Raw genomic sequence first — 26,668 nt, 5'->3', positions numbered from 1 at the left:
TCACGTTTATGATTTTGGATCGAATCGATCCAAAACCATCGTGATCTAGGAGACGCTGAAGACATGCTCGCGATCGCCGACCCGGCAGATCTGGATCAGGGGCCGCGGACCAACAGGTCCGCGACGACCCGGATGTGCGCGGTCACCCGACAGGTGCGCCCGATCGGTGAGTTGATCCGGTTCGTGGTATCGCCCTCGGGTGAGGTGATCGCGGACCTGAAACGCAGGCTTCCCGGCCGGGGCTTGTGGATTTCGGCCTCGCGCGCCACTGTTGCGGAGGCGGTCCGCCGTAACCAGTTCAGCAGGGGTTTCAAGCGGGAGGTCCGCGTGCCGGCCTCGCTGGCTGAGGACACCCGGCAGTTGATGGTCCGCAGCGCGATGGACGCGCTGGCGATGGCGGCCAAGGCCGGTCAGGTCGTCTCCGGCTTTGCGAAGGTGGAGGACGCGCTGCTTCGTCGCCAGGCGGTTGCCCTGCTCCACGCCGCGGACGGCGCGGCCGACGGAATCCGGAAACTGGACGCCGCCGTCAGGAAAATGGCGGCCGAGTCCGGGAAAGCGCGGGAAATCCCGGTCGTCACCGCCCTGACATCGGCAGAATTGGATTTGGCACTTGGCCGGACAAATGTGATACATGCTGCCCTGCTCGCAGGTCCGGCGGGCAGGACTTTCCAGCAGCGCAGCCAGACACTGGTTCGATACCAGGATGGCGGGCAGCGGCAGGACAGCTGAACACGGCAAGAATTCTAACGACACGACCCGTGCGAACGCGTACGGCGCAACAAGATTGGGACTGCTGAATGGTTGATACGAAAAATCCTGGCGACAAGACTCTGAGCGTCAGCCCGACCAAGACCTTGACGCTCAAGCCACGCGTCGAGCAGGGCACCGTGCGCCAGAGCTTCAGCCACGGCCGTACCAAGCAGGTGGTGGTTGAAAAACGGGGCAAGCGCCGGATCGGCGGCGACTCTCCGGGCCCGGAACCGGCGGGAACCCCGGAGCAGGCCAGCGTCAGGACGCCGGCCGCCAAGGCTCCGCCGCCTCGTGCGACGACACCCGCCGCTCCACGCGCGGGTTCGGGCGTCGTGCTGCGGAAGCTCACCGACGACGAGCGCAGCGCGCGCGCAAGCGCTTTGGCCGAGGCCAAGGTGCGCGCCGAGGAAGAACGCCGGATCGCGGAAGCCGAGGCCGCGCGCCGCAACAGCAAGGAAGGCATCGAGCAGGCCGAGCGCGAGGCCGCCGAGGCCCGCCGCAAGGCCGAGGAAGAGCGTCACCGTCAGGAAGAGGAGGCCAAGCGCAAGGCCGAGCTCGAAGCCAAGCGCCGCTTCGGACAAACCGAGTCCAAGCCCGCGCCGGCCAAGACCACGACCACCACCACGCGCGCGGCCACTCCGGCGCGGCCGGCAGCCGTGGCCGCCGACGGCAGCGACGAGGACGAGGCTCCGCGCCTGGTGCGCCGTCCCGGCGGCCCCGCGCGTCCCGTGGTTGCGCCAAAGCCCGCCGCCAAGCCGGCGCCCGCCAAGCAGCGCGGCCGCCTGACGCTGGTGACGGCGCTCAGCGCCGACGACGTGCGCGAGCGATCGATCGCCTCGTTCCGCCGCCGCACCCAGCGCCTGAAGGGTCATGCCTCGAACGAGCCGAAGGAAAAGCTGGTTCGCGAGGTCATCGTGCCGGAAGCGATCACCATCCAGGAGCTCGCCAACCGCATGGCCGAGCGCGCGGTGGACGTGATCCGGATGCTGATGAAGCAGGGCGCGATGCACAAGATCACCGACGTGATCGACGCCGACACCGCGCAGCTCATCGCCGAAGAACTGGGCCATACCGTCAAACGCGTCGCCGCCAGCGACGTCGAGGAAGGCCTGTTCGATGTGGCGGACGACTCAACCGATATCGAGCCCCGCTCGCCGGTCGTGACCGTGATGGGCCACGTCGACCACGGCAAGACCTCGCTGCTCGATTCGCTGCGCCATGCCAACGTGGTGTCGGGCGAAGCCGGCGGCATCACCCAGCACATCGGCGCCTATCAGGTCACCTCGCCGGACGGCAAGAAGATCACCTTCATCGACACGCCGGGCCATGCCGCTTTCACCGCGATGCGCGCCCGCGGCGCCAAGGTGACGGATGTTGTCATTCTGGTCGTCGCCGCCGATGACGGGGTCATGCCGCAGACCATCGAGGCCATCAATCACGCCAAGGCCGCCAAGGTCCCGATGATCATCGCGATCAACAAGATCGACAAGCCCGAGGCGAAGCCGGAGCGCGTGCGCACCGAACTGTTGCAGCACGAGGTGCAGGTCGAATCGATGGGCGGCCAGGTGGTCGACGTCGAGGTCTCCGCCAAGAACAAGACCAACCTCGACAAGCTGCTGGAAATGATCTCCCTGCAGGCCGACCTGCTCGACCTCAAGACCAATGCATCACGGCCCGCCGAAGGCACCGTGATCGAGGCCAAGCTGGATCGCGGCCGCGGGCCGGTCGCCACCGTGCTGGTCCAGCGCGGCACGCTGCGGGTCGGCGACATCATCGTGGCCGGCGCCGAGATGGGACGCGTCCGGGCGCTGATTTCGGATCAGGGCGAAACCGTCAACGAGGCCGGCCCGTCGGTGCCGGTCGAGGTGCTGGGCTTCAACGGACCGCCGGAGGCCGGCGACCGGCTTGCCGTGGTCGAGAACGAGGCCCGCGCCCGCCAGGTCACGAGCTATCGCGCCCACCAGAAGCGCGAGAACGCCGCGGCGAGCGCCTCCGGCATGCGCGGATCGCTCGAGCAGATGATGTCGCAGCTCAAGACGGCGGGCCGCAAGGATTTCCCGCTGATCATCAAGGCCGACGTTCAGGGCTCGCTGGAAGCCATCCTCGGCTCGCTGGAGAAGCTCGGCACCGACGAAGTCGCCGCGCGCATCCTTCATGCGGGCGTCGGCGGCATCAGCGAATCCGACGTCACGCTGGCGGAAGGTTTCAACGCCGCGATCATCGGCTTCAGCGTCCGCGCCAACAAGGAGGCCGCCGCGGCGGCCAAGCGCAACGGCATCGAGATCCGCTACTACAACATCATCTATGACCTCGTGGACGACGTGAAGAAGGCGATGAGCGGATTGCTCGCGCCGACGCTGCGCGAAACCATGCTGGGCAACGCCGAGATCCTGGAGGTGTTCAACATTTCCAAGGTCGGCAAGGTGGCCGGCTGCCGCGTGACCGACGGCAGCGTGGAACGCGGCGCCAACGTCCGCCTGATCCGCGACAACGTCGTGGTGCACGAAGGCAAGCTGTCGACGCTGAAGCGTTTCAAGGACGAGGTGAAGGAAGTCCAGTCGGGACAGGAGTGCGGCATGGCGTTCGAGAGTTACGGCGACATGCGCGTCGGCGACGTCATCGAGTGCTACCGCGTGGAGACCATCCAGCGCTCGCTGTGAGTCCAAATCTCACAGGAGCGTCGGATCAACTCGAATGCGACGTCATGCCCGGCTTTGTCCGGGCATGCGCGTCTTGAGAAACTCTACAGGAAGATAAAGACGTGGATGTCCGGGACGGGCCCGGCCATGACGAGTGTTTTCGAAGGACGTTCATGCCGCGTCGTCACCAGCCAGAGAAACATCCCGGCGGCTCGCACCGCCAGTTGCGCGTCGCGGAAACCGTGCGTCACGCGATCGCGGATATCCTGGCGCAGGGCCAGGTTCATGATCCCGTGCTCGAAGGGCACCTTGTCACCGTGCCCGAAGTCCGCATGTCGGCCGACCTCAAGCTCGCGACGATCTACGTGATGCCGCTCGGCGGCCACGACACCACGGACGTGATCGATGCGCTGGATCGCAACAGAAAATTCCTGCGCGGCGAAATCGCGCGACGCGTTAACCTGAAATTTGCACCTGACATCCGCTTCCGGGTCGACGAGCGATTCGACGAAGCGGAACGTATCGAGAAGTTATTGAGAACTCCTGCGGTACAGAGAGACCTCGCACCGGATACCGACGAAAGCTGACCGATCATGACCACGCCTGACGCCGCCATCGATACAAAAATCAGCGATTCGAACGGCGCCGACAAAAATAAATCTGCGGCCGACGATAACTTTCTCAACGTGCCGGTCCGGAAAAGACAACACAACAACCAGCCGCGCCGCGACAAGCGGGACGTCCATGGCTGGGTTGCGCTCGACAAGCCGGTCGGCATGACCTCGACCCAGGCGGTCGCGGTGGTGAAGCGGCTGTTCTCCGCCAAGCGCGCCGGCCATGCCGGGACGCTCGATCCGCTCGCCTCCGGCGGGCTCCCGATCGCGCTCGGCGAGGCCACCAAGACAGTCCCGTTCGTGATGGACGGCCGCAAGCGCTACCGCTTCACCGTGGCCTGGGGCGAGGAACGCGACACCGACGACACCGAGGGCCGCGCGGTTGCAACCAGCGCCGAGCGCCCCACCGCGGAGGCGATCACGGCGCTGCTGCCGAGCTTCACCGGCAGGATCGAGCAGATCCCGCCGCAATATTCGGCCGTGAAGATTCAGGGCGAGCGCGCCTACGATCTGGCGCGCGACGGCGAGGTCGTGCCGCTGGCGCCCCGCCCGGTCGAGATACACCATTTAAACCTTGCGGATCATTCAGATAGCGGACATTCGGTGTTCGAGGCCGAATGCGGCAAGGGAACCTATGTCCGCGCGCTCGCCCGCGACATGGGACGGCTGCTGGGCTGCTACGGCCATATCTGCGCGCTGCGCCGGACGCTGGTCGGCCCGTTCGACGAGACCAGCATGATTCCGCTGGAACATCTGCAGGCTTTGTGCGATAGAGCCGCGTCTGGCGAGGGAAACCTCGCCGACGCGCTTTTGCCCGTTGAGACCGCGCTGGACGACATCCCGGCACTGGCCGTCACACGGGCGGATGCGGCAAGGCTCCATCGGGGCCAGGCCGTTTTGTTGCGCGGACGGGATGCGCCCAATATGAGCGGCACAGTTTATGTCACGGTGGCAGGCCGGCTTCTGGCCCTCGCCGAGCTTGGCAATGGCGAACTCATCCCCAAGCGCGTGTTCAACCTCTCCGGACTGACCGCCAGTCCCAATCGCCAAGGATAGTTTACGATGTCGATTACCGCAGAACGCAAAGCGGAAGTCATCAAGACCAGCGCCAACAAGCCCGGCGACACCGGTTCGCCCGAGGTTCAGGTCGCGATCCTGTCGGAACGCATCGCCAACCTCACCGCGCACTTCAAAACCCACACCAAGGACAATCATTCGCGTCGCGGATTGTTGAAGCTGGTGTCGACGCGCCGTTCGCTTCTCGACTACGTCAAGAAGCGGGACGAAGCGCGTTACAAGGCGCTGCTCGAAAAGCACGGCATCCGTCGCTGATCGCTCGCTCACATCGCCCGGGCTGGCGGATGCGAAACGTCGCATCCACCGCGCCCGGTGAATATCACCGCACCGGCGAGTTCGTGTCCGCCTGTGCGTTAGCCCAGCCGCATTCCGGCGGCTGGCGCAAATGGGCTTCGCGCCCAGCCGCGCGGGACGAAAGGCCGGAGGCCTGCGCCCGCACCCCCGGAAGGGACGAACGCCATTTTCCACCTCGAGGCCATGTTCCACCTCGAGGCCATGGCAGGATCGCCGGACGCTGCGCGCCTGATCGCCAGCGTCCCGCAATCTTGGCATGGTCTTATGGCATCTGGCGTCCGCCATTCCGGTATCCGATGAAAGAAGGATCCGATGTTCAATCAACACTCCGTTGAAATCGATTGGGGCGGACGTCCCCTCAAGCTTGAAACCGGCAAGATCGCGCGCCAGGCCGACGGCGCCGTCGTCGCCACTTACGGCGAAACCGTCGTGCTCGCCACCGTGGTCGCCGCCAAGTCGCCGCGCGAAGGCGTCGACTTCCTGCCGCTGACCGTCGACTACCAGGAAAAGACCTATGCGGCGGGCCGCATCCCCGGCGGTTACTTCAAGCGCGAAGGCCGTCCGACCGAGAAGGAGACGCTGGTCTCCCGCCTGATCGACCGCCCGGTCCGCCCGCTGTTCGCCGACGGCTGGCGCAACGAGACCCAGGTCATCGTGACCGTGCTGTCGCACGACATGGAGAACGACCCGGACATTCTGGCGATGGTCGCCGCCTCAGCGGCGCTGACGCTGTCGGGCGCGCCATTCAAGGGCCCGATCGGCGCCGCCCGCGTCGGCTTCATCAATGATGAATACGTGCTCAACCCCACCCTCGACGAAATCGTCGACACCCAGCTCGATCTGGTCGTCGCCGGCACCGCGGACGCGGTGCTGATGGTCGAGTCCGAAGCCAAGGAGCTTTCGGAAGAGATCATGCTCAAGGCGGTGATGTTCGGCCACCGCCACTTCCAGCCGGTGATCGACGCGATCATCGAACTCGCCGAGAAGGCCGCCAAGGAGCCGCGCGAGCTCAAGACCATCGACGATAGCGAGATCGAGAAGGAGATGCTCGGCCTGATCGAGCAGGATCTGCGCGCGGCATACGCCATTCCCGTCAAGCAGGATCGCTACGCCGCCGTCGGCAAGGTCAAGGAGAAGGCGCTTGCGCACTTCTTCCCGGAAAGCCAGGAACCGAAGTACGACAAGCTGCGCGTCGCCGGCGTGTTCAAGGAACTCGAGGCCAAGATCGTTCGCTGGAACATCCTCGACACCGGCAAGCGCATCGACGGCCGCGACGTCAAGACGGTGCGCAACATCATCGCCGAAGCGGGCGTGCTGCCGCGCGCCCATGGTTCGGCGCTGTTCACCCGCGGCGAGACCCAGGCGATGGTGGTGACCACGCTCGGCACCGGCGAGGACGAGCAGTATATCGATTCGCTGGCCGGGACGTACAAGGAGACGTTCCTGCTGCACTACAACTTCCCGCCCTATTCGGTCGGCGAGACCGGCCGCCTCGGCGGCGCCAAGCGCCGCGAGATCGGCCACGGCAAGCTGGCGTGGCGCGCGATCCGCCCGGTGCTGCCGCCGCATCACGAGTTTCCCTACACCATCCGCGTCGTGTCGGAGATCACCGAGTCGAACGGCTCGTCCTCGATGGCGTCGGTGTGCGGCGCCTCGCTGTCGCTGATGGACGCCGGCGTTCCCCTGAAGCGGCCGACCGCGGGCATCGCGATGGGGCTGATCCTGGAAGGCAGCCGCTACGCCGTGCTGTCCGACATCCTCGGCGATGAGGACCATCTCGGCGACATGGACTTCAAGGTGGCCGGCACGGAAGCGGGCATCACCTCGCTGCAGATGGACATCAAGATCGCCGGCATCACCGAGGAGATCATGAAGGTCGCGCTCACCCAGGCCAGGGATGGACGCATCCATATCCTGGGCGAGATGTCCAAGGCGCTGGATCGCGCCCGCGCCGAACTCGGCGAACACGCGCCGCGGATCGAGACTTTCAAGATCCCGACCGACAAGATCCGGGAAGTGATCGGCACCGGCGGAAAGGTGATCCGCGAGATCGTCGAGAAGACCGGCGCCAAGGTCAACATCGAGGACGACGGCACCGTCAAGGTCGCCTCCAGCGACGGCGAGTCGATCAAGGCCGCTATCAAGTGGATCAAGTCGATCGCCTCCGATCCCGAGGTCGGCGAGATCTACGAAGGCACCGTGGTCAAGGTGATGGAGTTTGGCGCCTTCGTGAATTTCTTCGGCGCCAAGGACGGCCTCGTTCACATCAGCCAGCTCGCCGCCGGCCGCGTGCAGAAGACCTCCGACGTCGTCAAGGAAGGCGCCAAGGTCAAGGTCAAGCTGCTCGGCTTCGACGACCGCGGCAAGACCCGGCTGTCGATGAAGGTGGTCGACCAGGAAACCGGCGAAGACCTCGAAGCCAAGCAGAAAGCCGAAAGCGACGCGCCGCGGGAAGCGGCAGGCGAGTAGGCCTATAGCGTTTTCGAGCGAAGCATGTCCTCGGGCTTGACCCCGAGGATGGAGTCCGGTTCGCGTGAAGAAAACGCGTCAAAGCACAAAGATAGAATCAGGCGCAGTCACAAAATGACCAAGGGGCGGCTCCGAGTCGCCCCTTTTTTGTTGTGTTCGTCACGTTGGAGCACTGCGCCGGTGAACGCGCTTCAGCAGCGTGCGGCGACCTCTTTCCCAACGGGCGGAGGATTCAAAAGCGGTTCACCGCAACACACCCCCTCACCACCTCGCCCAGCGCCGCGAAATCGGCCCTGCGCGGCGACGTCCTGCGAAACGCCAGCCCGATTGTGCGGCCGGGCTGCGGATCCTGAAGCCGCAGAATCTTGACGCGCTCATCGCGCTCCTCGACATCGGCGGCGATCTGCGGGATCAGCGTCAGGCCGTAGCCGCCCGCCACCATCTGCATCACCGTGGCAAGGCTGGATGCGCCGAACGTCATGCCGGTCGCGCCGGGCGATGGTCCGCGCGGGATCGTGGCGCAGAACGCGAGAGCCTGATCGCGCAGGCAATGACCGTCCTCAAGCAGGATCAGCCGCGACTGGTCGATGTCGCGCGCCGCCACGCGGCGTCCGCGGGGCCGGGGATCGCTCGCCGGCACCGCGAGCAGGAACAGATCGTTGAACAGCTCAAGCGTATCGATGTCGGGTTCGCCGAGCGGCAGCGCCAGCATGGCGGCGTCGAGCATGCCGCCCTTGACCTCCTCGACCAGCGGCCGGGTCTGCGTCTCGCGCAATTCCAGTTCGAGCTCAGGAAACTGCGATTGAAGCGCCGGCAGGACGCGCGGCAGCAGATACGGCGCGAGCGAGGGAATAATGCCGAGGGTCAGGCGTCCTGTCAGCGGTCGGCTGCGATGGCGGGCGAAATCGACGAGATCGCGCACCGAGGCCAGCACGTCCTCGGCGCGGCGGGAAATCTCGCGGCCGATCTCGGTCAGCATCACCTCGCCCGGCCGCCGTTCCACCAGCGTCACGCCAAGAAACTGCTCCAGTTCCCGGATCTGCATCGACAGCGCGGGCTGGGTAATGGCGCAGGCCTCCGCGGCGCGCCCGAAATGACCGTGGCGGGCGAGCGCGGCGAGATAGCGGAGCTGTCTGAGGGTCACCACCCTCGATCAGATACGCTTATCATGATGCAAAGGCAATTCGACTGGACCTGATCGACGATATCTTCCAGACTCGCCCCGAACTCGCGTCGCAAAAGGACTTTGGTCATGTCGGGTCCAAATGCCGGTCGATGCAGGGCTCAATCCGAATGAAATTCGGCTCGAACCTTCTGCCCGGACGCCCCGCCCTCGCCTCGTAGCAACGGCCATCGGCCAACGACGACGCAACAGCCACAGCATCGGAGACAACCCATGGACGCAAAGACAAACGAAAAAGCAGCGGGACAATGCCCGTTCACGAGCGGCCGCGGACAGAAAAATCGCGACTGGTGGCCGGAGCAACTGGACATTCAGGTCCTGCATCAGAAATCGAACCTGTCCAACCCGATGGGCAGTGACTTCGACTACGCCAGCGAGTTCGCAAGCCTCGACCTGAACGCCGTCATCACTGATCTGAAGGCGCTGATGACGGATTCGCAGGGGTGGTGGCCGGCCGATTTCGGCCACTACGGCGGACTGATGGTCCGCATGGCATGGCATAGCGCGGGCACCTATCGCATCACCGACGGCCGCGGCGGCGCCGGCGGCGGTCAGCAGCGTTTCGCGCCGCTGAACTCATGGCCGGACAACGTGCTGCTCGACCGGGCGCGCCGCCTGTTGTGGCCGATCAAGCAGAAATACGGCCGCAAGATTTCCTGGGCCGATCTCTACATTCTCGCCGGCAATGCCGCGCTGGAATCGATGGGTTTCAAGCCCATGGGTTTCGCCGGCGGCCGTACCGACGAATGGGAGCCGCAGGAATTGTTCTGGGGTCCGGAAGGCACCTGGCTCGGCGACGAGCGCTACAGCGGCGAACGTGAGCTGGCGGAGCCGCTCGCCGCGGTGCAGATGGGCCTGATCTACGTCAATCCGGAAGGGCCGAACGGCAAGCCGGATCCTCTCGCAGCCGCCAAGGATATCCGCGAGACGTTTCTCCGCATGGCGATGAACGACGAGGAAACCGTTGCGCTGATCGCAGGCGGCCACACCTTCGGCAAGACCCACGGCGCCGGTGACGCTTCGCTGGTCGGACCGGTGCCGGATTCCGCCCCGATCGAGGATCAGGGTCTCGGCTGGAAGGGCCGGTTCGGCACGGGCAAGGGCGCCGACGCGATCGGCAGCGGCCTGGAAGTGACCTGGACCCAGACCCCCACCAAGTGGGACAACAACTTCTTCGACACGCTGTTCGGTTTCGAATGGGAGCTGACCAAGAGCCCGGCCGGCGCTCACCAGTGGAAGGCGAAAGACGCTCCCGCCATCACGCCCGACGCCTTCGACCCTTCGAAGAAGCATGTGCCGACCATGCTGACCACGGATCTGTCGCTGCGCTTCGATCCCATCTACGCAGAGATATCCAAGCGCTTCCACGAGAATCCCGACCAGTTCGCGGACGCCTTCGCCCGCGCCTGGTTCAAGCTCACCCATCGCGACATGGGGCCGCGCGACCGCTATCTCGGTCCGCTGGTGCCGAAGGAAGTCCTGATCTGGCAGGATCCGATCCCCCCCGTCGACCATGAGCTGGTCAACGACAACGACATCGCCGACCTGAAGGCGAAAATCCTCGCCTCCGGCTGCACCGTGGCGCAACTGGTTTCGACCGCCTGGGCCTCGGCCTCCACCTTCCGCGGCTCCGACAAGCGCGGCGGCGCCAATGGCGCGCGCATCCGGCTTGCCCCGCAGAAGGATTGGGAGGTCAACCAGCCGATCCAGCTGAAAGCGGTGCTTGCGAAACTCGAAGAGATCCAGGCCGGATTCAACAGCGCGCAGACGGGCGGCAGGAAGGTCTCGCTCGCCGACCTGATCGTGCTCGGCGGATCGGCCGCGGTCGAGAAGGCGGCCGGGGACGCCGGGATCGACTTGAAGGTGCCGTTCACGCCCGGCCGCATGGATGCGTCGCAGTACCAGACCGACGTGGAATCCTTCGCGCCGCTGGAGCCGCGCGCGGACGGCTTTCGCAACTACATCAGCGACAGGCACCAGTTCATGGCGCCGGAGGAAGCGCTGGTGGACCGCGCGCAACTGCTGAACCTGACCGGACCGGAGATGACGGTTCTCGTCGGCGGCCTGCGCGTGCTGGGCGCCAATGCCGCGGACTCCAGGCACGGCGTCTTCACCACCCGGCCGGGCATGCTGACGAACGACTTCTTCGTCAACCTGCTCACCATGGAGACCGAGTGGCAGCCGACTGCCGGTCAGGACGGCGTTTACGACGGCTGCGACCGCAAGACCGGCACGCTGAAGTGGACGGGCACGCGCGTCGATCTGATCTTCGGCTCGCACTCCCAGCTCCGCGCGTTCGCGGAAGTCTATGCGTGCGCCGACGCCAAGGAGAAGTTCGCATACGACTTCGCCGCAGCATGGACCAAGGTCATGAACGCCGATCGCTTTGATCTCAAGGCCTGATCACGGCAAGTATACTTCAGCGCCAAAGCCCCTGCGATTTCCGCGCAGGGGCTTTTTCATTGTGCCGCGTTATATATGCGGGATCACCTGTCGAAAGGACCGATGATGAAACTCTACTGGTCGCCGCGCTCGCGCTCGTTCACCGCGCTCTGGCTGATGGAGGAAACCGGTCAACCCTATGAGCGGGCTCTGATCGACATCTCCACCGGCGCGCAGAAGACGCCGGAATTTCTCGCCATCAACCCGATGGGCAAGGTGCCCGCGCTGACCGACGGTGATATCGCGATCGCCGAAGCGGCGGCGATCTGCGCCTATGTCGCCGAGCGTTTTCCGGATGCGAAGCTGGCCCCGCCGCTCGGTGATGCGCGCCGGGCAAAATATCTGCAATGGCTGTTCTTCGGACCGAGTTGCATTGAACCGGCGCTGCTCCAGATCTTCGCCAAGCTCCAGGTGCCATCGAGCACGGCCGCGTGGGGGGACGCCACGCAGGTGTTCGACGTGCTCGACAAGGCCGTGGAAAAGGGGCCGTGGATTCTCGGCGACGACTTCTCCGCCGCCGACATCGTGATCGGCTCCGGACTGAACTTTGCGATCCGCCAGTTCAAGATGGTGCCGCCGCGGCCAGCTTTCGATCGCTACATCGACCGCTGCGTGGCGCGGCCGGCGTTTCAACGCGCGGAGAAGATCGCGGCGGGCTGATTCGGCCTCACCGCTTATGAGACGGGGTGCGACTGCCGCGCCGCTTCAGAAGGTTTACTTCGCCGCGTCGTTCGGCGCGCCGTTGCTCATGCCTTCGCTCCGCAACGCGTCGGGCTGCGGCATCGCGATGATGTTGTAGCCGGAATCGACGAAGTGAATCTCGCCGGTAACCCCGCCGGACAGATCCGACAACAAATAAAGCCCCGCGCCGCCGAGTTCGTCGAGACTGACGCCGCGCCCCCGCGGCGAATGTTTCTGCTGGAACGCGAACATGAAGCGCGCATCGCCGATGCCGGCGCCGGCCAGCGTGCGGATCGGACCTGCCGAAATGGCATTGACGCGAATGTTCCGCGCGCCGAAATCGACCGCCAGATAGCGCACCGATGCTTCCAGCCCCGCCTTGGCCACGCCCATCACGTTGTAGTTCGGCATCGCGCGATCGCCGCCGTTATAGGTCAGCGTGAGCATGCTGCCGCCATCCGGCATCAAGGCGGCGGCGCGCTTGGCCGCCTCGGTGAAGGCGAAGCACGAGATCAGCATGGTGCGCGCGAAATTCTCGCGCGTCGTGTCGGCATAGCGGCCGTTGAGTTCGCTCTTGTCGGAGAACGCGATGGCATGGACCAGGAAATCCATCTTGCCCCAGGCCTTGCCGATATCGGCGAACACCTTGTCGACAGAGGCGATGTCCTCGACGTCGCACGGCAGCACCATTTTGCCGCTAACCGATTCGGCGAGCGGCCGCACCCGCTTGGCCAGCGCCTCGCCCTGATAGGTGAAGGCCAGTTCCGCGCCGTGGGCGGCCAACATCTTGGCGATGCCCCAGGCGATCGAGTGGTCGTTGGCGACGCCCATGATCAGGCCGCGCTTGCCTTGCATGAGGTGTGTCATGTGGGAACTCCGTCATGCCCGGCCCCGTGCCGGGCATCCACGCCTTGGCGACGTGGACAGGTTGGAAGGTTGGGATGGCCGGATCATCCGCGCAAGACACGCTTCGCGCCAAGCCCGGTCCTGAAAAATCGCTACTGTGACCGCCGCCGGTCTTGCGAGCAGCCGTTACAAATCAGGCATCCAGTCGTTTGAAAACCAGCGTGGCATTGGTTCCGCCGAAGCCGAACGAATTCGACATCACCGTGCCAATTCTGGCGTCGTCGATACGCTTACGCACGATCGGCATATCCGCGAACACCGGATCGAGTTCGGTGATGTTGGCGCTTTCGCAAATGAAGCCGTTGTTCATCATCAGAAGCGAGTAGATCGCTTCCTGCACGCCGGTCGCGCCGAGCGAATGCCCCGTCAGCGATTTGGTGGCGGAAATCGGCGGGCACTTGTCGCCGGCGCCGAACACCTTGCGGATCGCCTCGATCTCCGGCGGATCGCCGGCCGGCGTCGAGGTCGCGTGCGGATTGATGTAATCGACCTTGGTTTTCACCGTCGACAGCGCCATCCTCATGCAGCGCTCGGCGCCTTCGCCCGACGGCGCGACCATGTCGTATCCGTCCGACGTCGCGCCATAGCCGGCGACCTCGCCGTAGATGCGCGCTCCGCGAGCCTTCGCGTGTTCGAGCTCCTCCAGCACCACGACGCCTGCGCCGCCGGCGATCACGAAGCCGTCGCGGCTGACATCATAGGCGCGCGAGGCCGTCGCCGGCGTATCGTTGTATTTCGACGACATCGCGCCCATGGCATCGAACAGCACAGAGAGCGACCAGTCGAGTTCCTCACAGCCACCGGCGAAAATGATGTCCTGCTTGCCGATCTGAATGGTCTCATAGGCATTGCCGATGCAGTGGTTGGAGGTCGCGCAGGCCGACGAGATCGAATAGTTGACGCCCTTGATCTTGAACCAGGTGGCGAGCGTCGCCGATGCGGTGGACGACATCGCCTTCGGCACAGCAAACGGGCCGACGCGCTTGGGCCCCTTGCTGCGGGTGATGTCGGCCGCTTCCACGATCGTGCGAGCGGACGGACCGCCGGAACCCATGATGATCCCGGTGCGTTCATTGGAGATATCACTGGACTCCAGGCCCGAGTCGCGGATCGCCTGCTCCATGGCGACGTGATTCCACGCCGCGCCCTCGGCCAGGAAGCGCATCGCGCGGCGATCGACCACGTCGGCCGGATTCAGCGTCGGCGCGCCCTGCACCTGGGAGCGAAAGCCGAGCTCGGCATACTTCTCCGCGCGCGTGATGCCGGATTTGGCCTCGAAGAGACTGGACAGCACTTCCTGCGTGCTGTTTCCGATGGATGAGACGATGCCCATCCCCGTGACGACCACCCGCCTCATGATCTCCTCGCACCAAAGTCATGTTGTCTCATGAAGCGTCCTCGTCAAAAAATCGCAAGCTGAACCACCCGGCGGCCTCGGCTGTCAGGCCCCCGGCTCCGCATCCTGCTTGAACAGGCCGACCTTCAGGTCTTTCGCGCGGTAAATAATATCATCATCGGCGGAAAGCCACCCGTCAGCGATCCCGAGCACCAGCTTCGAGCGCATCACCCGCTTGATGTCGACATTATATACGACCTTGCGAACGGGCGGCAGCACCTGACCGGTGAACTTCAACTCGCCGAGACCGAGCGCACGGCCGCGTCCCGCGCCCCCGGTCCAGCCGAGGAAAAACCCGACCATCTGCCAGAGCGCGTCGAGGCCAAGGCAGCCGGGCATCACCGGATCGCCCTTGAAATGGCAGCCGAAGAACCAGAGGTCGGGTTTGACGTCGAGTTCGGCGCGGATCAATCCTTTTCCGAACTCCCCGCCATCCTCCGTTATTTCGGTGATACGATCGAACATCAGCATCGGCGGCAACGGCAACTGGGCGTTTCCCGGCCCGAACAGTTCCCCCCGGCCGCACGCCAGCAAACCTTCATAATCATAGCTGCTGCGCCGGTCCTGCATGCTGCGTGGCCTTTCTCTCTGTTAGGCAATGGATGATTGGAAAGGCGCACGAGCTGGGTGCACCTCGGTCGGACGCCGATCCCCGGGATCAGCGCCTTCGTGGCTCTCTAACACAGGGTCGGAAGGGGGCAAAGAGCACCCGTGGCCGCTGATCGCCGAATGCAAGCCGTTGTTTCGGAGGGAGCGAACCGATCGCGTGCGGATTGACGCTGGCCAATCGCCAAACCGATCGAGCGAGGCGGTTTACAGGATCGCGAGCCTCTGCCCGGATTCGCGATGCCCGGATTTGCGATCCGGCTTGCGGGGTGTACGTTCACTGGTGCCGTTTGCCCGCTTCCGCGCATCACTTTAGCCCCAAAGGCGGATCGCGGAACTAGTTTTGAGCCATTCTAGTTGCGAAAAACTTGCATCTGAACGTCTTTGTTCCTATAGTTTGAAATAGTTGGTCCCTGTGGGGGCTGTTGACGGCTGGATAAGAGCTTCGAATGCCTGGCGTGAGTACAAGCGAGAACATCGTGGTTGTGACCGAGGAGGACCGTGATATCGCGGCGATCGGTCACGGACGGCAGCCTACTTTGACGGGTTGCCCCTGGCACGACGTCAACGAAATGCTGCAATCGGTCGGGCTGCGGCCAACGCGGCAGCGCATGGCGCTGGGCTGGCTGCTGTTCGGCAAGGGCGCGCGCCACCTCACGGCGGAAATGCTTTATGAAGAAGCGACCCTCGCCAAGGTTCCGGTTTCTTTGGCCACCGTCTACAACACGCTCAATCAGTTGACCGACGCCGGATTGCTGCGCCAGGTCAGCGTCGACGGTACCAAGACGTATTTCGATACCAACGTCACCGCCCACCACCACTTCTACCTCGAAAACAATCACGAGCTGGTGGACATTCCCGATCCGCATCTGGTGCTGCAGAAGATGCCGAACGTGCCGGAGGGCTACGAGATCAGCCGCATCGACATGGTTGTGCGTCTGCGCAAGAAGCGCTGATCCGCCCGCGGTCTCGAGCGCGTTCGCATTGCCCGGCCTTGCGCCGGGCGTTTGTTTTTGTGAGAGATGTCAGTACCTTCCCGCTTTTCCGATGGAATCGGAAGCGGAACTCAGGACGTTGATCTGACGCGTTTTCTAGAACGGCGGCCGATCAAATGGAATCAGGCCGCCGCTCCAGTTAATTGATTGAGCATCGGATTTATCCCGAAACCGGTCCCCACTTTCGGGTCCGATGCTCTAGACGCGAACCATCGACGATCAGTTGACCTTCTCGTCGGCGTAAACGCCCCAGAGCCGCCGCTGCTCGATCCAGCCGTCGAAGCCGTCGCCCATGACATGACACCATCCCGCGGCGCAACGCTTGACCTGCATCACGACGCCGGCCTGCAAGCGGGCGACCACCGTGCCCTGAACATCCGCGCGATCATACAGCGCCGCGAAGTCGTCCTTCGCCTTCATCGTGACGACCGCGGTGCGGCGGCCTGACAGCAGCGAGTGATAGACCCAACCCTCGGCACCCTCCGAATCCCGGATGCGGCGCCAGTTCTCGAACTCCGCGGTGATTTCGACAGGGAGGCCCGCCTTGGTATAGACCCAGGCGACGTCGTTATCCTTGGTCGGGCCCGCGCGAACGTTAACGTGGTCGGACTTCAGGCTCACATAGCGCGGAACCGGCAGGCCGCTGGTGGACAGCGCGGAATCCTTGGCGTCGGCGGTCGTTTGAATCGCGACCGCACCCAGCGTCGCGGCTGCGAACACCATGGAAAGAGCGCGCCATTTCACCATCATCATCTGCCCCCGAGAAGCTCACCACGCCGCCTGACCCGGCCGCCCCGCCCTCCGGACCCCGTCTTGCCTTGGCACGACCTTCTGCTAGAGAGGACCAAACCCAGGATGACCGGGACACGCCCGGGAAAGTGCACGTAAGATGCGAGGAACCCGGGATACCAGGACGACGCCGATATCAGCCAGCGCCCGCAGTTTCGAACGTGTGGGTTAACAGGGACTGAATGCTATAGCATTTCCGCCACAGGCCGTTTCCCGGATTTGGACGCATCCGGCGCAACGGCGTCACTTCGTTTCTCATCAAGGGTTGCCGCAGCGGTCTGCGAACCTCGAAACCGGAAAACTAGTGTCCCGATTCCGAAGTTCGTATACCCTTGCCGCAACCTTTGATGCGAACTTCGGAATCAAAGGGACACTAGCAATTTTATGATTCTAGTGTGGTTCAGGTTCAGAAGTTCGCTTGACGGACTCGATGGGGCAATGAAGCGAACTTCTGAACCACCACACTAGAGAGCACCCGATGTCGATCAAGAAGAAGCCTCTGGTTGTCGTCACGCGCAAGCTGCCTGACTCGGTCGAGACCCGAATGCGCGAACTGTTCGATGCGCGACTCAATCTCGACGACCGGCCGATGACGCACGACCAGCTGATCGACGCCGTCCGTACCGCCGACATCCTGGTTACGACGGTGACCGACCATATCAACGCGGCGGTGCTGAAACAGTCGGACTGCAAGCTGAAGCTGATCGCACAGTTCGGCAACGGCGTCGACAATATCGATGTCGTCGCCGCGCACGAGCGCGGCATCACCGTCACCAACACACCGAACGTTCTCACCGAGGACACTGCCGACATGACCATGGCGCTGATCCTCGCGGTCCCGCGCCGTTTCATCGAAGGCGCGGCGCTGCTGACGGCGGGCGGTGACTGGCCGGGCTGGTCGCCGACCTGGATGCTCGGCCGGCGCCTCGGCGGCAAGCGGCTCGGGATCATCGGCATGGGCCGCATCGGCCAGGCCGTGGCGCGCCGGGCTCACGCCTTCGGCCTGCAGATCCACTACCATAACCGCAAGCCCGTGGCGCCGAAGATCGCCGACGAGCTCGGCGCCACCTATTGGGATTCGCTCGACCAGATGCTGGCGCGGATGGACATCATCTCGGTGAACTGTCCGCATACCCCGGCCACCTTCCATCTGCTGTCGGCGCGCCGCCTCAAGCTGATCCGCAAGGACGCCTATATCGTCAACACGGCGCGAGGCACGGTCATCGACGAGGACACGCTGACCAAGCTGATCGAGGCCGGCGAGATCGCAGGCGCCGCGCTTGACGTGTTCGAGCACGAACCGGCGGTCAACCCGAGACTGGTCCGCCTCGCCAAGGCCGGCAAGGTCGTGCTGCTGCCGCATATGGGTTCGGCCACCATCGAGGGCCGCGTCGAGATGGGCGAGAAGGTGATCATCAACATCCGCACCTTCCTCGACAACCACAAGCCGCCGGACCGCGTGCTGCCGAGCATGTTGTGACGGCGTGCCTTCCTTCTCCCTTGCGGGAGCCGAGACGAGCAAAGCTCGCTCTTAGGGTGGCGAAATCGAGTGAACCGAGATTGAGCCGGGTGAGGGGTCGACCTTATCAAGGTACCCCTCACCCGGTTTCTCACTGCGTTCGAAACCACCCTCTCCCGCAAGGGGAGAGGGTGGGAAGAAGCGGCTTCAGCGATACGCGCTCAAATCGGTGATGGTCGGATGATCGCCGTTGAGCGGATTTGACGGATCGCGCCTGTAATTCAGCGTCTCGAACCGCATCGCGCGCGCATCCACCATCAGCAAGCGCCCCACCAGTCCCTCGCCGAACCCGACGATCTCGCGGATCACCTCCAGCGCCGTCATCGAACCGAGCACGCCGGCCAGCGCGCCGAGAATGCCCGCTTGCTGGCAGCTCGGCACCGTGCCCTCGGGCGGCGGTTCGGGGAACAGGCAACGGTAGGTCGGGTTGAACGCGCCATCGGCGTTTTTCTCGTGCGCGCGGATCGTCGTCAACGATCCGTCGAACACCCCGAGCGCGGCGGTCACCAGCGGCTTCCTGGCCAGAAAGCACGCATCCGCCACCAGATAGCGGGTGGCGAAATTATCCGAGCCCTCGGCGACGATGTCGTAGTCCGCCAGAAGCGCCATCGCGTTCGACGCATCCAGCCGCATGTGATGCGCGCGGAATGCGACATGCGGATTGAGCGCGCGGATCTTGTCCGCGGCGCTCTCGACCTTGGGACTGCCGATATCCGGTGTCGCGTGGATGATTTGGCGCTGCAGGTTCGACAGCGTCACGATGTCGTCATCGATGACGCCGAGCGTCCCCACGCCCGCCGCCGCCAGATACATCAGCGCCGGCGCGCCGAGTCCTCCCGCTCCGATCATCAGCACGCGCGCATTGCGCAGCGCGTTCTGGCCCGGGCCGCCGACCTCGCGCATCACGATGTGCCGGGAATAGCGTTCAAGTTCGTCGGCGCTTAGCATGGTCCTGCCGTTCTCTCCGTCAATCAGGCGCCGTACGCCGGCCCGCACCTGGAGCGCATTCGCTTCTGATCGAATCAGAAGCGAAGCTCTGGATCACTGTTCTAACGCGTTCTCCTCACGCGAACCGGTCTCCGCGTCGCTTGAAAACGCTACAGGTGGCCGCTGTTACCGGCCCGGCAGATGTGTTTCAATAGCGCCGTTTCAACGGAGACGAAAGCTGCCATGCGAGCGATGATCGCCGCGGCGTTGATGATCGTAGCCACCACGATCTCCGCCCAGGCGCAACCCGGCGACACCATCGGACGCGCGAGAAGCAAACCGGAAGCCGCCGTCCCCCCGCCGGCGCAAACTCCGGCCGATACCGTGAGGGCGATGGCGGCAGCGGCGCGGCAGGCGCTTCAGTCCGACCTGGCATGGACCGGTCACTACAACGGCCTCATCAATGGCGAGGTCAGCGACCGGCTGATCGCTGCAATCAAGGCATTCCAGAAGGATCAGGGCAACAAGCCGACCGGCGTGCTCAATCCGCAGGAACGCAGCGTTCTCACTGCCGCCGCGCGGAAAGGGCGGGCGAATGTCGGCTGGAAGATCGCCACCGACGCCGCGACCGGCGTCCGGCTGGGCCTGCCCATGAGGCTGACGCCGCAGCAATCCAGCGCAGGCGACGGCACGACATGGAGTTCTTCAACCGGCACCATCCAGATCATCGCGACGCGCCGCAAGGAAGCCGGCCTCACAACCGCCAGGCTTGCCGATCACGAACGCCGGCAACCGCCCGGCCGCAAGGTTACCTACAGCGCCGTCAAACCGGATGTCTTCGTGCTGTCGGGCACACAGGGCCTGAAGAAATTCTACATGCGCGGCCGGCTCCGCGACAGCGAAGCCCGCATCCTGACAATTCTCTACGATCAGGCCACCGAAGGCGTCATGGAGCCCGTGGTGATCGCGATGTCGAGCGCATTCGATCCGTTTCCGGCGAACGGTCCGCCGCCGCGCAAGCTCGTGGAATATGCAAGCGGGGTGATCGTGAGTAAAGACGGCGCGATCCTGACCGGTCACGACGCCACCGACGGATGCCGGTCGATCGTCGTCACGGGCCATGGCTACGCCGACAGGATCGCCGGCGACAAGGATCACGGCCTCGCGCTGCTGCGCGTCTACGGCGCGCACGGGTTGCAGCCGATCGCGCTCGGCCCCGATGCCGTCAAAGGGAGCATCGATCTGGTCGGCATCACCGATCCGCAAAACCAGGGCGGCGGCTCCGCCGTCAGTCGCGTCAAGGCCTCGGTGGCGCAGGGCGGCGGCGGTGAATCGATGCTGACGCCGGCGCCCGCATCAGGCTTTTCCGGCGCGGCGGCGCTTGATGCAAAAGGACAACTCGCGGGGCTCGCGCTCCTGCAGCCTGCGGACATCGCCGGGCTTTCCGGCGCGGCGCCTCCCGCGCAGGCCGTGCTGGCTCCCGCGGCAGCCCTGCGCGCTTTTCTGAAAGCCAACGATGTAGATCCGTTCGAGGGATCGTTCGATGCGGAGGCCACCGTGGTTCGCGTCATCTGCGTGCGAAGATGAATCGATGCACTGAGGCGGTTTACGTCTGGCAGGCCGGACACCAGAACGTCGAGCGTCCGTTCTGGGTGAAGCGCGTCACGGTCCCCCTGCATGCCGGCGTCCGGCATTTGTCGCCCTCGCGGTCATATACCCCGAACGAGTGCTGGAAGTAGCCGAGTTCGCCCGTGGTCTGTCGATGATCGCGAAGCGAGGAGCCTCCCGCCTCGATCGCCTGATTGAGCACGTCGCGGATGGCCGCGACCAGTCGTTCGGCGCGCTCCGACGGCTCCCCCGTTTTCAAGGCGAGCGTCGCGGCGAGACGGCGCGGCGAAAGCCGCGCGCGAAACAGCGCCTCGCAGACATAGATGTTGCCGAGCCCGGCGACCACGCGCTGATCGAGCAGCGCGGCCTTCAGGCTGGTCTTCCTGTTTTGGCAGCAACGCGCCAGCATCGCCGCATCGAATTCATTGCCGAGCGGCTCGGGCCCGAGTCCTTTCAGCAGCGGCTCGTCGCCGAGCGCCTCGCGTGCGACAATCTTCATGTACCCGAAACGGCGCGGATCGTTGAACACGATCTCGGCGCCGGAGGACATCGTAAACCGCACATGATCGTGGGCGCGGCTCTCGTTGCGCCGATGATGAAAATCGCCGGGAGCCACCGCTCCGGCCGCATCGATCACACGGAACGAGCCGGACATGCCCAGATGCATCAACAGCACGTCGCCGTATGCGAGGTCCGCCAGCAGGTACTTTGCCCGCCGTCCGAGCCCGGTCACGGCCTGGCCCTCCAGGCGGGCGACGAAATCGGTCTGGAACGGAAACCGCAGGTCCTTGCGCCGGGTCTCGGCGCGGACGATGGTCGCGCCCTCCATCGCGGGCTGCAAGCCGCGGCGTACGGTTTCGACCTCGGGAAGTTCGGGCAACGCTTCGCTCGTTTCGCGGGATTTATTGAGCCGGAGTCTCACCTTCTTCGCTGAAGACCAGACAATTATAGAACGGATCGGTCACCGTCATGGTGGTCGCGCCCCGGGGCTGGCGCTCCAATCCCGGCCGCGCATAGCCGTATTGCTTGGCCAACAAACTCGCCTGGTAATCCGCAAGCCCTGTCGTCTCGATAATGATCCGCGCGCCCGGCGAGCAGCCTCCATGGTGCTCGCTGAGATGCAGCACCGCCGAGCCCAGCGATATCGCCATATAGAGCGGCAGGTCCGGCTCGAACCGATGCTCGAAATCGACCCTGAAGCCGAGGAAATCGAGGTAGAACTCCCGCGCCTTGCGCACATCGAACATCCGCAGGGTAGGGATTATCCTGGTGAATTGCGGGGGCATGGACGCTTCCTTCCTGATGTCACCGGTTAACCACGGTGAACGGCCCATCCAGTCTCGGATCGACCTCGCTTGTAGCGCAGCGCAGCATGGCAGGCTATGGTCCGGACATGGAGACAACGGACATGGATCGAGAGGACCAGACGACGCATTTCGGCTTCAGGGACGTCCCGGTGGCGGACAAGCAGACGCTGGTGAACGACGTCTTCCGCAGCGTGGCGCAGCGTTACGACCTGATGAACGATCTGATGTCCGGCGGGCTGCACCGCGTCTGGAAGGACGCGATGATCGCGGCGCTGAACCCGCCGCGCGGCGATGCTTCATTCGCGCTTCTCGATGTCGCGGGCGGCACCGGCGATATCGCCTTCCGTGCGGCGAAGGCCGCGGGCCACGGATATCAGGCCACCGTCTGCGACATCAATCCGGACATGCTCGCGGTCGGCCGCGAGCGCGCGATCAAGCAGCATCGCGATCATCAGGTGTCGTTCGTCGAAGGCAACGCCGAAACTCTGGCTTTCGCGGACCGCAGTTTCGACGCCTACACCATCGCTTTCGGCATCCGCAACGTGCCGCGCATCGACGCCGCGCTGCGCGAGGCGTATCGGGTGCTGAGGCCGGGCAGCCGGTTTCTCTGCCTTGAATTCTCGACGGTCGATGTACCCGGTCTCGACAAAATCTACGACCTGTTTTCCTTCAAGGTGATTCCGCCGCTCGGCCGCGCCGTTACCGGCGACGCCGACTCCTATCGGTATCTGGTCGAATCGATCCGCAAGTTTCCCAAGCCGAACGCCTTCGCCGATATGATCCGTGACGCCGGCTTCGCCCGCGTCTCCTGGCAGGCGCTTTCCGGCGGCATTGTCGCGTTGCATTCGGGCTGGCGTTTGTGATCTCCGCGCTGGCTCATGTCGCGCGGCTGGCCCGCGCCGCGTTCGTGTTCGCGCGCGAGGGCGTGTTCGGCGTGGTCGATCCATCGCTGGTGCCGGCTCCCGGCCAGCTCGCGCTGCGCATGGCGCGGCTGATAGAGCGCCGCGGCGCGAAATCCGGATCGCGGCTGACGCGCGCGCTGACGCGGCTCGGACCGGCCTATCTCAAGCTCGGACAGTTCCTGGCCACGCGCCCCGACGTCATCGGCGTCGCCATGGCGCGCGACCTGGAAAGCCTTCAGGACCGCCTGCCGCCGTTTTCGCAAGCGGAAGCCGAAGCGGTGGTCGCGGCGGCGCTGGAAAAGCCCGTCGCGGACGCCTTCGCAAGTTTCGGGCCTTCGGTGGCGGCGGCCTCGATCGCGCAGGTTCATCGCGGCGAGGTCGAAAGAAACGGCGCCCGCAAACAGGTTGCGGTCAAGGTGCTGCGGCCCAACGTCGCCACGCGTTTCCGCCGCGACCTGTCGGACTTTTTTTTCGTGGCCAACAACGCCGAGGCGCATTCGGCCGAAGCGCGGCGGCTGCGCCTCGTCGAGGTCATCAACACCATGTCGCGATCGGTGGCGATGGAGATGGACCTGCGGCTGGAAGCGGCCGCGCTGTCGGAGATGGCGGAGAACACCCGCGACGATCCCGACTTCCGGGTGCCAGAGGTGGACTGGGACCGCACCACCCACAACGTGCTGACGATGGAATGGATCGACGGCATCGCGCTGAACGATCATGCGCGTCTTGCGCAATCGAAAGCCGACCTGCCCGAACTGGGCCGCAAGGTGATCCAGAGTTTTCTGCGCCACGCGCTGCGCGACGGCTTCTTTCACGCCGACATGCATCCGGGCAACCTGTTCCTCGACAGTTCGGGCCGGCTGGTCGCCGTTGACTTCGGCATCATGGGACGGCTGGGCCTGAAAGAGCGGCGTTTCCTCGCCGAAATCCTGCTCGGCTTCATCACCCGCGACTACCGCCGGGTCGCCGAGGTGCATTTCGAGGCCGGCTACGTGCCGGGCCATCATTCGGTGGAGAATTTCGCGCAAGCCATCCGCGCCATCGGCGAGCCGATCCACAATCGCACCGCCGAGGAAATCTCGATGGCCAAGCTGCTGACGCTGCTGCTCGAGGTCACCGGCCTGTTCGACATGCAGACGCGGCCCGAACTGATCCTGCTGCAAAAAACCATGGTGGTGGTCGAAGGCGTGGCGCGCAGCTTCGATCCCAAGCTGGACATCTGGACGGTGGCCGATCCGGTGGTTCGCGAATGGATCACGGAAAACCTCGGCCCGATCGGACGAATGCAGGGCGCGATCGCCGGCGCCGGGCAGCTGGGCCGGGTGCTCGCCGCCTTGCCCGCGATCGCCTCGCGCTCGGTGGCGGTGCTTGAGCAAGTGGAGACGATGACCCGCGACGGGCTGGTGCTCGCGCCCGAAACCGTCGCCGCGCTGGCCCGCGCACGGACCCGGCAGAACCGCTGGCGGACCATCGCGCTCTGGATCATCGCCCTGACGCTGCTCGGTATTCTATGGTCCCTTGCAATCCGTTGATGTGCTATCATCGTAATCAGATATTGAGATCTATGATATCAAGCACGGCGTCGTTCGCCCGGAGCGCATAATGGCCAGCCTGACCGTTCGCAAACTCGATGACGCTGTTAAGGCCCGGCTGCGAGCGCGCGCCGCCGGTTCCGGCCGTTCGGTGGAAGAGGAGATCCGCGTCATCCTGCGCGAGGCAACCGCTATTCCCTCGGGCACCCCTGACGGTCCGGCTTCCCGCAACGCAACATCCTCGCCTGATGGATATTTCCATAAGATATCCAGTCTGTTACCGAAAGTGACAATGATCGTCGGCGGCGGGATCGCCGCCTACAAGGCGCTCGACCTGATCCGGAGACTCAGGGAGCGCGGATTTTTTGTGCGATGCGTCATGACAAATGCTGCGCAGCAATTCGTCACGCCGCTGAGTGCTGGAGCCCTCTCGAACGAGCGTTGCTATACGGATCTGTTCGACCCCGGCAGCGAATTCGACGCGGGCCATATCCGGCTGGCCCGGGACTGCGACCTCATCCTGGTGGCTCCCGCCACGGCCGATTTGATAGCAAAGATGGCCAACGGCCTCGCCAACGATCTGGCGAGCGCCATTCTGCTCGCCGCCGACAAGCCGGTTCTGCTGGCGCCTGCGATGAATCCGCTGATGTGGAACAACCCGGCGACACGCCGCAACGTGGCCCGGCTTACCCGCGACGGCGTCGCCATGATCGGTCCCGATTCCGGCGAGATGGCGGAAGCGGGAGAAGCCGGGGTCGGCCGCATGGCCGAACCCTTGACGATCGCGGCCACCGCTGAGCGGATGCTCATGCCGCCGCAAGCGCAACCTCTAAAGGGCCGCCGCGTCGTGATCACCGCCGGACCGACCCTGGAGCCGATCGACCCGGTGCGCTACATCGCCAACCGCTCCTCGGGCAAGCAGGGCTTTGCCATCGCCGCGGCGGCGCAGGCGGCGGGAGCGGAGGTAACGCTGATTTCCGGCCCCGTGGATCTCGACGCCCCCCCCGGCGTCACCGTGGTGCATGTCGAATCCGCGCGCCAGATGCTGGCGGCGGTCGAGGCGGCGCTGCCTTCCGACATCGCGATTTTCACCGCCGCGGTCGCCGACTGGCGCGCAGCGCATGCAGGTGCGCAGAAACTGAAGAAAACCGAAGCCGGAGTTCCGCCGCTGCAACTGATCGAGAACCCGGACATTCTCGCCACCATCTCGAACCTGCGCGACAAACGCCCGCCCCTCGTGATCGGCTTCGCCGCCGAAACCGAGCATCTCCTCGACAACGCCAGGGCGAAATTCACTCGCAAGGGCTGCGACTGGATGGTCGCCAATGACGTATCTCCGGGAACCGGCGTGATGGGCGGCGACCGCAACACCGTGCATCTGCTGACGCGCGGTGAGGACGGCGAGATCAGGACCGAGTCCTTCTCCATCATGACCAAGGAACAGGTGGCCGCCATGCTGATCGAACGCGTTGTCTCAACCCTGCCGGGTCCGGCGGCATGAGTGAGCCGATCAAGGTCGATGTCCGGCAACTGCCGCATGCCGAAGGCCTTCCGCTGCCGTCCTATCAAAGCGCCCAGGCGGCCGGCCTCGACCTCATCGCCGCGATTGCCGAACACGCGCCGCTGGTTCTCGCGGCCCGACAATATGCGATGATCCCGACCGGGCTCGTCATCGCATTACCGGACGGATTTGAGGCGCAGGTGCGGCCGCGTTCCGGTCTCGCCGCCCGGCACGGCGTCACCGTGCTGAATTCGCCCGGCACCGTGGACGCCGACTATCGCGGCGAGATCAACGTGCTTCTTGTGAATCTCGGCAGCGAAGCCTTCACGATCCGCCGCGGCGAGCGCATCGCACAGATGATCGTCGCGCCGGTGACGCGCGTGGAACTCGTGCGCGCGGCGGCGTTGCCGGCGACGCCGCGCGGCGGCGGCGGATTCGGTTCGACGGGACGTTAGAGCCTGTTTCAACCGCGTTGAATTCCACTCCCAGGACTCAACATCATCCGCCCGCGAAAACCGATTCAATTTTACA

General features: G+C 64.6%; 24 protein-coding genes. 15 read left to right on the top strand and 9 right to left on the bottom strand.

Annotated features, from left to right (window positions below; all coding sequences use genetic code 11):
• Positions 1-63 precede the first annotated feature (63 nt).
• The gene (locus tag ACMYR2_RS01740; protein WP_347263909.1) at positions 64-729 is read left to right on the top strand and encodes an RNA-binding protein; all 666 of its coding nucleotides are present in this window, start codon (positions 64-66) and stop codon (positions 727-729) included.
• A gap of 68 nt (positions 730-797) precedes the next feature.
• Entirely contained in the window at positions 798-3,410 is a 2,613-nt protein-coding gene (infB, locus tag ACMYR2_RS01735; RefSeq protein WP_416193583.1) for a translation initiation factor IF-2, read from the top strand.
• 83 nt (positions 3,411-3,493) lie between these two features.
• Here infB and ACMYR2_RS01730 read toward each other — a convergent pair whose 3' ends face one another.
• On the bottom strand, positions 3,494-3,676 hold the full coding sequence (locus ACMYR2_RS01730) for a hypothetical protein (RefSeq protein ID WP_416194154.1): 183 nt from the start codon (positions 3,674-3,676) through the stop codon (positions 3,494-3,496).
• Here ACMYR2_RS01730 and rbfA point away from each other — a divergent pair.
• From rbfA to pnp, 4 genes are all read left to right on the top strand, one after another.
• Entirely contained in the window at positions 3,614-3,976 is a 363-nt protein-coding gene (gene rbfA / locus ACMYR2_RS01725) for a 30S ribosome-binding factor RbfA (RefSeq protein ID WP_416194143.1), read from the top strand. The two genes, ACMYR2_RS01730 and rbfA, sit on opposite strands and share 63 nt — an antisense overlap.
• A gap of 6 nt (positions 3,977-3,982) precedes the next feature.
• The gene (gene truB / locus ACMYR2_RS01720; RefSeq protein ID WP_416193582.1) at positions 3,983-5,059 is read left to right on the top strand and encodes a tRNA pseudouridine(55) synthase TruB; all 1,077 of its coding nucleotides are present in this window, start codon (positions 3,983-3,985) and stop codon (positions 5,057-5,059) included.
• A 6-nt stretch (positions 5,060-5,065) separates the two neighbouring features.
• Positions 5,066-5,335, top strand: a complete 270-nt coding sequence (rpsO, locus tag ACMYR2_RS01715) for a 30S ribosomal protein S15 (protein WP_347264836.1) — start codon at positions 5,066-5,068, stop codon at positions 5,333-5,335.
• A 351-nt stretch (positions 5,336-5,686) separates the two neighbouring features.
• Complete coding sequence (gene pnp, locus ACMYR2_RS01710; protein WP_347264835.1) at positions 5,687-7,843, top strand: polyribonucleotide nucleotidyltransferase; 2,157 nt, start codon at positions 5,687-5,689, stop codon at positions 7,841-7,843.
• Positions 7,844-8,075: 232 nt separating this feature from the next.
• Here the strand turns inward: pnp and ACMYR2_RS01705 are convergent, their stop codons facing one another.
• Complete coding sequence (locus ACMYR2_RS01705; protein WP_347264834.1) at positions 8,076-8,990, bottom strand: LysR substrate-binding domain-containing protein; 915 nt, start codon at positions 8,988-8,990, stop codon at positions 8,076-8,078.
• A gap of 249 nt (positions 8,991-9,239) precedes the next feature.
• On the opposite strand from ACMYR2_RS01705, the gene katG reads away from it, so the two are divergent.
• Complete coding sequence (gene katG / locus ACMYR2_RS01700) at positions 9,240-11,429, top strand: catalase/peroxidase HPI (protein WP_416193581.1); 2,190 nt, start codon at positions 9,240-9,242, stop codon at positions 11,427-11,429.
• A gap of 102 nt (positions 11,430-11,531) precedes the next feature.
• Complete coding sequence (locus ACMYR2_RS01695; RefSeq protein WP_347264832.1) at positions 11,532-12,128, top strand: glutathione S-transferase family protein; 597 nt, start codon at positions 11,532-11,534, stop codon at positions 12,126-12,128.
• A 54-nt stretch (positions 12,129-12,182) separates the two neighbouring features.
• Here ACMYR2_RS01695 and fabI read toward each other — a convergent pair whose 3' ends face one another.
• The 3 genes from fabI to fabA form a co-directional block, all read right to left on the bottom strand.
• Positions 12,183-13,016: an enoyl-ACP reductase FabI gene (fabI, locus tag ACMYR2_RS01690; RefSeq protein WP_347264831.1), complete on the bottom strand. Its 834-nt coding sequence runs from the start codon at positions 13,014-13,016 to the stop codon at positions 12,183-12,185.
• A 172-nt stretch (positions 13,017-13,188) separates the two neighbouring features.
• Positions 13,189-14,412, bottom strand: a complete 1,224-nt coding sequence (gene fabB / locus ACMYR2_RS01685) for a beta-ketoacyl-ACP synthase I (protein ID WP_416193580.1) — start codon at positions 14,410-14,412, stop codon at positions 13,189-13,191.
• Positions 14,413-14,496: 84 nt separating this feature from the next.
• The gene (fabA, locus tag ACMYR2_RS01680; RefSeq protein ID WP_347264829.1) at positions 14,497-15,021 is read right to left on the bottom strand and encodes a bifunctional 3-hydroxydecanoyl-ACP dehydratase/trans-2-decenoyl-ACP isomerase; all 525 of its coding nucleotides are present in this window, start codon (positions 15,019-15,021) and stop codon (positions 14,497-14,499) included.
• 485 nt (positions 15,022-15,506) lie between these two features.
• Here fabA and irrA point away from each other — a divergent pair, with 485 nt between their 5' ends.
• Positions 15,507-16,013 carry an iron response transcriptional regulator IrrA gene (gene irrA / locus ACMYR2_RS01675; protein WP_011313374.1) on the top strand — a complete coding sequence of 169 codons (507 nt, stop codon included), beginning with the start codon at positions 15,507-15,509 and terminating at the stop codon, positions 16,011-16,013.
• A 258-nt stretch (positions 16,014-16,271) separates the two neighbouring features.
• Here irrA and ACMYR2_RS01670 read toward each other — a convergent pair whose 3' ends face one another.
• On the bottom strand, positions 16,272-16,802 hold the full coding sequence (locus tag ACMYR2_RS01670) for an SH3 domain-containing protein (protein WP_416194142.1): 531 nt from the start codon (positions 16,800-16,802) through the stop codon (positions 16,272-16,274).
• 517 nt (positions 16,803-17,319) lie between these two features.
• On the opposite strand from ACMYR2_RS01670, the gene ACMYR2_RS01665 reads away from it, so the two are divergent.
• On the top strand, positions 17,320-18,321 hold the full coding sequence (locus ACMYR2_RS01665) for a D-glycerate dehydrogenase (RefSeq protein ID WP_347264861.1): 1,002 nt from the start codon (positions 17,320-17,322) through the stop codon (positions 18,319-18,321).
• A gap of 186 nt (positions 18,322-18,507) precedes the next feature.
• Here the strand turns inward: ACMYR2_RS01665 and ACMYR2_RS01660 are convergent, their stop codons facing one another.
• Positions 18,508-19,308: a molybdopterin-synthase adenylyltransferase MoeB gene (locus ACMYR2_RS01660; protein WP_347264860.1), complete on the bottom strand. Its 801-nt coding sequence runs from the start codon at positions 19,306-19,308 to the stop codon at positions 18,508-18,510.
• Positions 19,309-19,530: 222 nt separating this feature from the next.
• Here ACMYR2_RS01660 and ACMYR2_RS01655 point away from each other — a divergent pair, with 222 nt between their 5' ends.
• Complete coding sequence (locus tag ACMYR2_RS01655; RefSeq protein WP_416193579.1) at positions 19,531-20,874, top strand: serine protease; 1,344 nt, start codon at positions 19,531-19,533, stop codon at positions 20,872-20,874.
• A 19-nt stretch (positions 20,875-20,893) separates the two neighbouring features.
• Here ACMYR2_RS01655 and mutM read toward each other — a convergent pair whose 3' ends face one another.
• Together mutM and ACMYR2_RS01645 are read right to left on the bottom strand one after the other, a co-directional pair.
• Entirely contained in the window at positions 20,894-21,775 is an 882-nt protein-coding gene (gene mutM / locus ACMYR2_RS01650) for a bifunctional DNA-formamidopyrimidine glycosylase/DNA-(apurinic or apyrimidinic site) lyase (RefSeq protein ID WP_347264858.1), read from the bottom strand.
• A 22-nt stretch (positions 21,776-21,797) separates the two neighbouring features.
• Positions 21,798-22,181, bottom strand: coding sequence for a glyoxalase superfamily protein (locus ACMYR2_RS01645; RefSeq protein ID WP_416193578.1), 384 nt, complete (start codon positions 22,179-22,181; stop codon positions 21,798-21,800).
• Positions 22,182-22,303: 122 nt separating this feature from the next.
• On the opposite strand from ACMYR2_RS01645, the gene ubiE reads away from it, so the two are divergent.
• The 4 genes from ubiE (at position 22,304) to dut (ending at position 26,592) form a co-directional block, all read left to right on the top strand.
• On the top strand, positions 22,304-23,065 hold the full coding sequence (gene ubiE, locus ACMYR2_RS01640) for a bifunctional demethylmenaquinone methyltransferase/2-methoxy-6-polyprenyl-1,4-benzoquinol methylase UbiE (protein ID WP_347264864.1): 762 nt from the start codon (positions 22,304-22,306) through the stop codon (positions 23,063-23,065).
• On the top strand, positions 23,062-24,636 hold the full coding sequence (ubiB, locus tag ACMYR2_RS01635; RefSeq protein ID WP_347264856.1) for a 2-polyprenylphenol 6-hydroxylase: 1,575 nt from the start codon (positions 23,062-23,064) through the stop codon (positions 24,634-24,636). Before ubiE ends, ubiB begins: the two co-directional genes overlap by 4 nt.
• 70 nt (positions 24,637-24,706) lie before the next feature.
• The gene (coaBC, locus tag ACMYR2_RS01630) at positions 24,707-26,137 is read left to right on the top strand and encodes a bifunctional phosphopantothenoylcysteine decarboxylase/phosphopantothenate--cysteine ligase CoaBC (RefSeq protein WP_347264855.1); all 1,431 of its coding nucleotides are present in this window, start codon (positions 24,707-24,709) and stop codon (positions 26,135-26,137) included.
• Positions 26,134-26,592, top strand: coding sequence for a dUTP diphosphatase (gene dut / locus ACMYR2_RS01625; RefSeq protein WP_347264854.1), 459 nt, complete (start codon positions 26,134-26,136; stop codon positions 26,590-26,592). The genes coaBC and dut overlap by 4 nt, the downstream gene beginning before the upstream one ends.
• The last annotated feature ends 76 nt before the right edge of the window (positions 26,593-26,668 follow it).

The organism is Nitrobacter sp. TKz-YC01 (assembly GCF_047824785.1).
Lineage (GTDB): Bacteria > Pseudomonadota > Alphaproteobacteria > Rhizobiales > Xanthobacteraceae > Nitrobacter.
Note: the sequence above shows the minus strand (reverse complement) of the source record. Positions and strands in the feature narration are given on the sequence as shown.